We start from the raw sequence: 8,865 nt of genomic DNA, 5'->3' as shown, positions 1-8,865 counted from the left end.
TGCGACCGCACGGCAGTCTCGGCGCCTTGACGCCAGCCGAGTTCGCAGCGTTAAAAAGACGGGAAACGCAACCGCCCGAGGAGGGCGAAAAAACCGGCGGACTCTACTTATGATTGGCGGGAAATTGGGGAGCAGGCCACGTCGTTATATGCCCGTGCCGCACGTTCTTCTCATGCACGGAGTCGAGGGACGCCTGCTTCAGCGGAAACCCCCGCTCAATGAGTCGGATCTGATCGATCACTTCTTATCCTCTTCTGGCGAAGGCATAAGTGTCGTTGGATCGAGCGGCTCTCTCGAATCTATTCGGTAAAGACTCACAACGAATCTCCCAGCTAAGTCACGTGCTAGCTTTTGAATGTGATCGTTCGTGATCACCTCGCCCTCACCTGGCATTTGAGAGTGGTACGAAGACTCGATCATTTCGTTGAGATTTTGTCGTCGCTGCAGGTCTCCGAGCGTAGAGAAAAACGCCTGCAACTGTTTGCTCGCGACGCCAAGATCGAATCGTCGCGTCGCGAAATACTCACGACCAATCTCCGCGGGCGGTACAACAGTCGCGTCGAAGGCCTCGTTTGTTATTGGATCAATCACATACGCGCGGTTTATCTCCGGGCCACTCCACGTTTCGGCGAGCAAGCCAGAAAATCGTAGCGCGCCAAAGAGCTCTAGCAACCCGAACACGAGCCCACGATTCGGTGACGCGAAGACGAAAAGACGATGCTGAAAGGGCTGTGGATTCGGCGTTGCTGGGAAGACACACCGATGGTCAAAGTCCACCCAAGGCTCGGGTGGGCGCTCGCCCGCCGATATGAACTTGATAATTTCAGCAGAGACGCCCAACCTGACTTGATCGGGTCGGACGTTAATGCAGAGGTAGTTGAGCATCATCTTGGCTACTGACCGAAGTCCAAGGCTGCCACCGAGCTTGAGGCTGAATCTCATTTGGGGCAGATACTGGGAGACGCTCTCGGCCGTGACGGCTCCGATCTCGCCTTTACCTTTGAAGCGCTCCAGCTGGGCCGCAAGAAGTCTCCGAGCTTCCTCCTCATTACGTGCCTGTATGTTGACCCTGATTTGGCCATTGGGAAGCGTTTCCGTTTTGACTGACGCCTTTGCCACTTCAGGCTTCTGGCCGCGAAGATTGACTTCATATCCGAGTCCGGAATCGAGTTTCCTCAGCGTTGGGGCCGGTTTGCCGCGCCCTGTGGTGATACCGACCTGATTGGAAAAGACCTGAAGCGAATCGGCGAAGGGTTTGTCGATTTCCGTGCCAAGCCTATTGTTGCACGGATTACAACATGCATTGTGGGTTTGTTTCTTACCACCCAAAGCACTGAGGATAACGTGCTCGCCGGAGCCATCTAGCGGGTTTTCACAGTACAGGCATTTCAAATGAGTAGTCATGGCGTGGTCCACCTATCTATCGTCGGCCGCACAGATGATCTCTCCTTCGTCGATGATGACACCGCCCTTGGCGGTGGTGACCAGCTTGCGAAAGGGATCCTGGACGCGAAGCAAGCGTGGAGAACTACTGCCGCAATCGAAGACCACATAGAGCCAGTAGCGATCGCGCAAATTGCAGCTGCGGCTCCACTCGTTCTCGGTAAGCTCTATGTCACCGACGCCAGCGCGGCCCTTTACCTCGATCGCTCGTTCGTCGAGGATCGTGGACTTCGCGCTGGTTGCCCCGAAGGCCGGTCGGTTCGACAGAATATCGAAACCGGGATTATCGGAGAGTCCAGCGGCTCGTGCGAGCGGCGGGGTCGATACGTCGCGCGCGGTCCATCCCTGCTCGCGTTCGTACTCCGACGCTATTCTGACTGCGATCTTCTCGATTTCGTCGTCGTGCCGTTTGCGATCTTCTGGATCGGTGGATGGAACTACCAGGGCGTGGACAAGGAACTGGACTTCACCCGGAGCGATTAGCTCGGGCTCGCGGTGAATTGTCGCAAGCGCCTGCTCCTTCAGGGTCTCCAGCGCGCGCTGGCGTTCCTTGATCGTTGCGAGGTCAGCGGCGGCCTTCGCGTCGCCCTCGCGCGCCTGCGCCGCTTTCATCACGCGTTGGGCCAGCAGTTGGTCTTCCTCGTAGCGGTAGCCTGCGGTAAGGAAGCCTTCCCTTTCCGGGAGGCTGTCGAGCAAGGCCTGCCGGTGGCGATCGGCGATCGGCCGCGCAATTCCTTGCAGCGCGTACGCCTCGGCATGCTCGCACGCGGCACCGATCGTACTTGCAAACGCGCGCACTGCGAGCGGAACACCGCCGCCGATTCCTTCATTGGCGCCCCGAAGCAAGAGCAGATGCTCAACCGGGCATTCTTCGATCTGTCCGCCTTCCTCCTGTCGCATTCCGACGAGCCGATACTCAACTGGGGCGTCCGCGCCGAATGCCTCAAAGTTCGAGTCTGCCTTCCGTATGACCTGAACCAGCGCCAGGTGAAAGAAGTAGGGGCGCGGTGCATAAGCATCGATGAAGACGCCGCCGCGGAGCGCGTCGCGCGCGAACCGCGCGCATACCAATTCACGGAATCGCTCGAAAAGCGGCTCGCCCGGATGGAGAAAGATCGCATGATCGTCTTCTTTGGGCTTGTGCAGGGTGAGGCGGTTGCGGCTCTCCGGAGGATAGAAATCGAGGGTCAACCAGAACGGGTCGAGTGCATTCGGCCTCGCCTCGGCGAATGAAAAAAACCCGTCGATGTCGCCGTCAATCCGAAGACCCAGCAACGGGGCGGCTTGCTCGATAAAGTTCCGCACATAACCTGGCAGCAACCTGCGGAGTTGTTCGCGCGCGAGTTCAGCGCGTTGCTCAGGGAGCTTGGACTTCACCTTGCCACCCTCGCCGAACAGGTGATTATCGCGCTCCTGCTGAGCACGCACTTGCTCGGGCGTGAGCGTGCCTTCGAACTTTCGCTCGGATTCCTGCGCACCTTCCTCGGTGATGCAATCCTCCATGTATTGCTTGAGGCTTACGCCCTCGAACAAGCGGCCGATCACATCAAACACCTTGTCGGAGCCCAACTCGCGGCGGATGCGTTCGAGCTTTTCAAGCAGCGTCTTGAGAACGCGCCCTTCGCGGGTCTTGCCGGCCACCAGATTGACGATTCTGACCTCGTGCTGCTGCTTGTACCGGTGGATGCGCCCCATGCGCTGTTCGAGGCGCGCCGGGTTCCACGGGATGTCGTAGTTCACCATGATCCAGCAGAACTGAAGATTGATTCCTTCGGCGGCGGCGTCGGTACAGATCATGTACATCGCGCCGCCTTGATCGATGGGGCGGCGGAAGAACTCGACCTGCTCCTGGCGTTCGAGATAATCCATCGCGCCGTGGATTCGAGCGACCTTGCCGGCGAAGCCCATCCCTTCAAGGCTTCGCACGATGAAATCCAGTGTGTCGCGATGCTCGGTGAATACGATGATCTTCTCGTTCCGCCATTGCGGGTCGCGAATGACCTCGCGGAGCTTCTCAAACTTCGAGTCTTCGCCGCGTTCATAAACCTTGCGGGCAAGGTCGAGCAACTCAGCGACCTTGTTGCGCTCGGCCTGAAGCTCGCCGAGTGTGACGCCGACCACACCGCCCATGGCGCGCGCCTCGACCGCCTCGTTTTCCTCCAATTCGTCCTGCGGCTGCTCTTCGTCTCCGGTCTCGTCGGCGAGCACGTCGCGCAAGTCAGCGAGATCGCGTTGAAGTGCGAGTAACTGTTCCTGGTCGAGGCGCCCGCTTCGAATGTCGTCGATCCAATTGTCGAGCTTGGCGAGGCGTCGTTCGAACGAGCGCATCATCGAATAAGTGGAACTGGCGAGGCGCCGCTGAAAGACGCTCATTGCGAGATGCGCGGCGGAGCGGTTCAGAAAGCGAGCGCGGTTGTAGTAATCCCGGATGTAGTCGGTGGTCCGGTCGTAGAGAGCTTGCTCGCCGGTCTCGCCCGCAGAGAGATCGTAGCTCAGAGTGTCAGAGACACGACTAGGAAAAATGCGCGAGCCATCGAATGTGACCATCTCCTCCTTAGTGCGGCGGATGAAGTGGCGGCGGCGGGAATCGGGCGGATACGCATCGAAGGCCTCTTTGGTGGAAAGGACCTCCGGCTCCAGAAGCCGCCATAAACAGTAGTATGGATAGTCCTTGCCCATGTGTGGCGTGGCTGTAAGGAGGAGAAGATGGCGGCAACTCCATCCGAGGCGGTATTCCGGGTCGCTGTTGCGAACACCGGCAAGCGCTTCGGCGGCTCGGTAGCGATCGGTACGCCGAAACGTTAGGTCGGCATCCAGCCGGGCAGACAGCTTGTGGGCCTCGTCGAAGACCGCGAGGTCGTATGGGGCGACACCTGATTCGCGGAGCCGGGAAAACATTTTCTCGCCGGTGAGAGTGTCGATGCTGACGATAACGAGATCACCCTCGGGGCCGGAGAATGGATTCGAGTTGCGGGCGTCGGCACCCATGACAATTCTGAAGCGCAATCCGAACAGCTTTCGGAGTTCGCTTTCCCAATTCCCGATCAGGCCGGCGGGCGGAACGATGATGATTCGACGGAGAAGCCGCCGCGTTAGCATCTCGCGGATATACAGCCCGGCCATGATCGTTTTGCCCGCGCCCGCGTCGTCAGCCAAGAGAAAGCGGAGCCGCGGTTGAGCGAGCATGTGCTCATAGACGGCGATGCGTTGATGTGGCAGCGGATCGATAAGGGATGTTTCGGTCGCAAAGGCGGGGTTGAAGAGGTAGCCGTGCGCCAACCTTTCCCCCTCGGCTACGGCTCGAACCGTCCGGGAGTCGCTGGAGAAATCGATTCTAGGAAGCGGTTCCGCTGGAATCTGTGCGACCGGTGCGGGGCCGTTCGAGTTAGCTGCTGAAGGCGCTGCTACGGTGAGAGCGTCGATCCCGTGCTCCTCGGCCGCGAGGATCCGGCGCCACGCTAGAGCAGAAGGACGCGACTGGCTGTTCTCCCAACGATTGACCGAAGCGAATGAAACACCCAGCGATTGGGCAAATTGGGTCTGCGTCAGTCCCAGCTTGCCGCGGAGTCGCCGGATGCGGTCGCCGAAACCGCGTGGCAACGCCGAGTCTGGGTTGAACGGCATTCGCTTCGTATAACACCGCGCTCCACCTCAAACAAGACAGTAGGGTCGTCGTGTGAACTGAAAAACGCGATATCGCAGACGCGATACAAAGGTCCCTTCTCCAGCCTCCCGCGAACTTGGAAAATTACAGTTGACCGGGTCAGACGTACCAGCATATATTAAATATTGCTGGTAATTCTATCAATGCCCTTCGATAAGGAAAAGAGAGCTTTTGAACGAGGCGGCGGGTTGCTTCGAACCAGCGCCGCACTTCGTGCCGGCGTGCATCCTCGCGTGTTGTACCAGATGCGCGACCAAGGCATCGTCGAACGACTCAGTCGGGGCCTCTACCGTCTGGCAGGTCTGCCTGCGCTCAGCAATCCCGACCTCGTGACTGTTGCGCTGAAGGTCCCAACCGGGGTGATATGCCTTATCTCCGCCTTGGCCTACCACGAGATTACTACTCAGATTCCGCACGAAGTTCACGTTGCGCTGCCGCGCGGTACCGAGCCGCCGCGACTCAAGCATCCTCCACTCCGCGTGTTTTGGTTCACGGGTCGCTCGTTTACGGAAGGCATTGAAACGCACAAGGTAGATGGCATCAGGCTTCGCGTGTACAGTCCCGAAAAGACGCTGGCCGACTGCTTCAAATACCGGAACAAGATTGGGCTCGACACTGTTCTCGAAGCCCTGAGGCTCTATCGAAGCCGGAAACGACCCAATGTCGATGATCTGATGAAATTCGCCCGCGTGTGCCGCGTGGAAAAAGTGATGCGCCCTTATCTGGAAGCCCTGCTGTACTCCTCGTGAGAGCGCCCGGAGTGACGGTCGGTTCGAGGTGATCGTGAGCAGAGAGGTGTCCCGAATCAGAGAATGCGGACGCGACCGTACGGTATGGCGCCTATGTCGCCAGCCTGATAATTCTTTGTCTCGGATATCGAGCCGCTGCCGGGGCTAGCGAGACGAAGCTTCAGCGATGTGAAGTTTGGCCCCCCATGTAGGAGTCTCAGTACCTCCGCGACAACAAAGCTGGCCGCGACGGCTCCAACGAATGGCACCGCCACAGCCTTCCCCGCAAGCTGAACGCGCCCGCATTCAGCGTCCTTGCCCTTGATGAGTTGGCCATAAGCCCGATTCTCGCGCGCGATCTGTTGCGCTCGATTTTCGAGGTCATCATCTGCAGGCCAGAGATCACTGGCAGTTCTCGGATTGGGCAGCGTATGCAGGCTAATCGTGTCGAAGTTGGAAGCGGTACCGCCTAAGCCACACTCGACGACTCTATGGAACTGGGCTGACTCAAGCGATTGGCGCGCAATGTTGGAGTCGAAGCCGCATAGAGCGAGACGTGGCTCCCTCAATTCGCAGCGGAAGTCTGGGCCGAATCGCCGTTCGACCAGCCTCGTCTTGAACCCTCGTTGCTCAAGCCACTTCGAACAGACTCTCGTTTTGTATGAGCCCACATGCTCGTTGCCAAGTAGTAGGCCGGTCTCAACGTTGGCGGCCGCAACCTTGTCGAAGTCGTTCAAAATGATTTGGGTGGATTCGCGTTCAAGGTACGGCAGAGTCCCCAAGGCCCACAGGTAGGCCTGCCCCAAGTGTCCCAATCCGAGGGCCCACAACTGGGTGGGCAGGAACTCAACGGGAACTCCTAGCGCGGCCGGGTTGTCGGTCTCCAGATCCGGTCTCCAAAGCGAGAGGGAAACTGGTCGGTGGCCGGCCTCAACGCTTACCTGCCCGAACGAAAGGAAGATTTCGGACACAGCCAAGGCGCCGGCGAGAACACCGACGAGGGTGCAGAATTCACGCTCGGGAAGGCGGGAGACGGTGGCGGCGGGACCGGTTTTTGCGATCCATCCGTCGAAGGTGACGCGCAGAGATTGATCAACGGCCGGGGCATCACCAAAGAGGATAGTATGGTCGCCAACGCGTGAAGGCGTTCGGATTCTTAACGCGCGATGTCCGAGTAAGCTGGCTAAGGCGCGACCCAACGTCTCATCGGCCGTGGGGCATATGAGCAACCGCGAGCCGATCCCCCTTTCGTCGATATCGATTCGAACCCCACCCGGGAAGCAGCGGTTTGCGATGTTCGCGGCCGTAAGCAAAGCCAATTGCAGCGTGAAGGAGTGCTCGATTCCCGAGCCACACGCGAGGGTAACGCGTTGGCGGCGACGACGTACCAGCGAGCGATCAGGGTCCTCTTGATCCTTGTCCACAAAGAGCTTCGATATGCGAGAGAATTCCTCTGGATTGGTTTGACCGGTCACTTTTGCCTCACCACAGACTCAGCTTGACTCTTTGCGGGCACCCGTCGTTGTTGCACTGCTGCCATTCATAGTTGCCCTGGTACTCGTAGATACCGGCGCGGCTCAGGGACCAACTCGATATGTTCGCGAAGTGAGGCAGGATGATGGCGACGTGCCCGCGTATGGGCATCATAGGATTCCTTCGATCTATCCCACTTTGTCGGGCAGCTCCACCGGGGTGCGTGTGAACGTCGGCTAGAACTTCTAAGTCATTTACGCGGCAATACGCCCAAAGTGTGGAAAATCCTGCCGCATGGAAATCAATTGCGCCGGAATCGAGAGCGTGCGGGTCGAGGTCATCGTACATCCGATAGTCGAGAACTCTCCCGTGATGCGGTTTTCGACGGCCCAGCAGAAACGCACCGCTCTCGCGCTTGCCCGCACCGCGCGCGCGTAGAGTACGGACCAACCCAGCCCATCGAAGCAAGGGGATTACGATGATTTGTGGACAATTAGGAGATTCCAACGTAGTCCTCGGAGTTCAGCAGTACGTGTAATTCAACCAGCAGGTTCACAATGGTGTGATCCGGACCCCAGATCAGATGAGGCTGTTCGTTCGCCCAGTTTGGGTGTGTTTGAGCTGCGACACGATCATAGGGATGGTAGAAGGCGGTCCCGTTATTCCAGTCAGTCCGAAAGACTCGTGCGACTCGGCTGTTTGACTTCCCTTTCGGTCGTTTGGCGACCGTCGCCATTTGCTTAATAACCGGATCCCAAAACGTTCCCGTGGGCGGCACGCTCTTGTAATTCGCGCAATCAAGTAGCACGTAAAACCGGTCTGGGGCCGCAGGCCGTTTGGCCGACGCAATCCAGAGGACGACTCGCGGCCATTGGATGTCGTCTGAGACAACTTCCTCGGTGGCGGTGCCCCATTGCCCCTCGGCGACCCCAATCCGAAATTCGGCCTCGCACAAATCGGCCTCGAAGGCCCGCTGATCGGGTGGTTTCATCAGCCCTGCGGCGTAACTTCCTTTACGAGGTCGAAGCAAACGCGGCAGTCCGGGGCATGCACTAATTCCCCCAAGTGCTCGTTTGGCCTTGGCACTTGCTTGTTGTGGCAGATCTGCAAAACATAGTCGGCAGCGGCGGCGTCCGTGAGGTCAAACTTTTTGGTCGCCCATTTGGTTACGACCGCAATCGTGGTAGCGGGCGAAAACCGATGGTGTTTTGTCCGGCCGTTGTAATTGACCTCAACCGCGACATGTCGGCACCGATGGCAATGTATGTGTTTGTGTCCTCGTAGCCCCACCTGCTCCACGCTGAAACTTGGATCGACAGGTGCGTGGCCATCCTCGCCGTTATCCACGGCGTTCGATTCTTGCAGCGCCTCCAGGCACTCGCCGACGAAGACAAGCATCGGATCAATGCCTCCGAGGGAAATTCCTGCTCTCGCCAGGACCTCTTTCAGCGGCTCGGCTGGCGACGCCATGACAAGCTTTGGCTTGGCGCCCTGCGCATGAACGAAAACCTCGAATTCATTGTTACTCACTTTCGTTTACCTCATCGTGGCGCTCCG

Annotated in this window: 7 protein-coding genes and 1 pseudogene; 1 reads left to right on the top strand and 7 read right to left on the bottom strand. The window is 58.6% G+C overall.

What is annotated here, in order from left to right; genetic code table 11:
• Positions 1 to 237: 237 nt before the first annotated feature.
• The 3 genes and pseudogenes from VIO10_RS02615 to VIO10_RS16265 all read right to left on the bottom strand — a co-directional run.
• The gene (locus tag VIO10_RS02615; RefSeq protein ID WP_331958907.1) at positions 238 to 1,404 is read right to left on the bottom strand and encodes an HNH endonuclease; all 1,167 of its coding nucleotides are present in this window, start codon (positions 1,402 to 1,404) and stop codon (positions 238 to 240) included.
• 12 nt (positions 1,405 to 1,416) lie between these two features.
• A complete protein-coding gene (locus VIO10_RS02610; RefSeq protein WP_331958904.1) occupies positions 1,417 to 4,722 on the bottom strand; it encodes a helicase-related protein in 3,306 nt (1,101 codons plus the stop codon).
• A 171-nt stretch (positions 4,723 to 4,893) separates the two neighbouring features.
• Positions 4,894 to 5,067: pseudogene (locus VIO10_RS16265) on the bottom strand (helix-turn-helix domain-containing protein); the annotation flags it as partial.
• 183 nt (positions 5,068 to 5,250) lie between these two features.
• Between VIO10_RS16265 and VIO10_RS02605 the strand changes: the two are divergent.
• The gene (locus VIO10_RS02605) at positions 5,251 to 5,856 is read left to right on the top strand and encodes a type IV toxin-antitoxin system AbiEi family antitoxin domain-containing protein (protein ID WP_331958901.1); all 606 of its coding nucleotides are present in this window, start codon (positions 5,251 to 5,253) and stop codon (positions 5,854 to 5,856) included.
• Positions 5,857 to 5,912: 56 nt separating this feature from the next.
• Here VIO10_RS02605 and VIO10_RS02600 read toward each other — a convergent pair whose 3' ends face one another.
• From VIO10_RS02600 to VIO10_RS02585, 4 genes are read right to left on the bottom strand one after another with little or no spacing between them, the layout of a single operon-like run.
• The gene (locus VIO10_RS02600) at positions 5,913 to 7,310 is read right to left on the bottom strand and encodes a hypothetical protein (protein ID WP_331958898.1); all 1,398 of its coding nucleotides are present in this window, start codon (positions 7,308 to 7,310) and stop codon (positions 5,913 to 5,915) included.
• Between the two features lie 7 nt (positions 7,311 to 7,317).
• Positions 7,318 to 7,758 (bottom strand): Mov34/MPN/PAD-1 family protein, encoded by a 441-nt coding sequence (locus VIO10_RS02595; RefSeq protein ID WP_331958895.1) that lies wholly within the window; start codon positions 7,756 to 7,758, stop codon positions 7,318 to 7,320.
• A 43-nt stretch (positions 7,759 to 7,801) separates the two neighbouring features.
• Positions 7,802 to 8,299: a DUF7665 family protein gene (locus VIO10_RS02590; protein ID WP_331958892.1), complete on the bottom strand. Its 498-nt coding sequence runs from the start codon at positions 8,297 to 8,299 to the stop codon at positions 7,802 to 7,804.
• Positions 8,299 to 8,838, bottom strand: a complete 540-nt coding sequence (locus VIO10_RS02585) for a hypothetical protein (protein ID WP_331958889.1) — start codon at positions 8,836 to 8,838, stop codon at positions 8,299 to 8,301. The genes VIO10_RS02590 and VIO10_RS02585 overlap by 1 nt, the downstream gene beginning before the upstream one ends.
• Between the last annotated feature and the right edge of the window lie 27 nt (positions 8,839 to 8,865).

Source organism: Candidatus Binatus sp. (assembly GCF_036567905.1).
In the GTDB taxonomy this organism is placed as follows: Bacteria; Desulfobacterota; Binatia; order Binatales; family Binataceae; genus Binatus.
The sequence above is the reverse complement of the archived record's forward strand: the minus strand, read 5'-3'. Positions and strand labels throughout refer to the sequence as shown.

Coding starts and splice junctions, on each gene's coding strand:
- VIO10_RS02605 (WP_331958901.1), top strand. CDS start 5,251: ATGCCCTTCGATAAGGAAAAGAGAGCTTTTGAACGAGGCGGCGGGTTG.
- VIO10_RS02615 (WP_331958907.1), bottom strand. CDS start 1,404: ATGACTACTCATTTGAAATGCCTGTACTGTGAAAACCCGCTAGATGGC.
- VIO10_RS02590 (WP_331958892.1), bottom strand. CDS start 8,299: ATGAAACCACCCGATCAGCGGGCCTTCGAGGCCGATTTGTGCGAGGCC.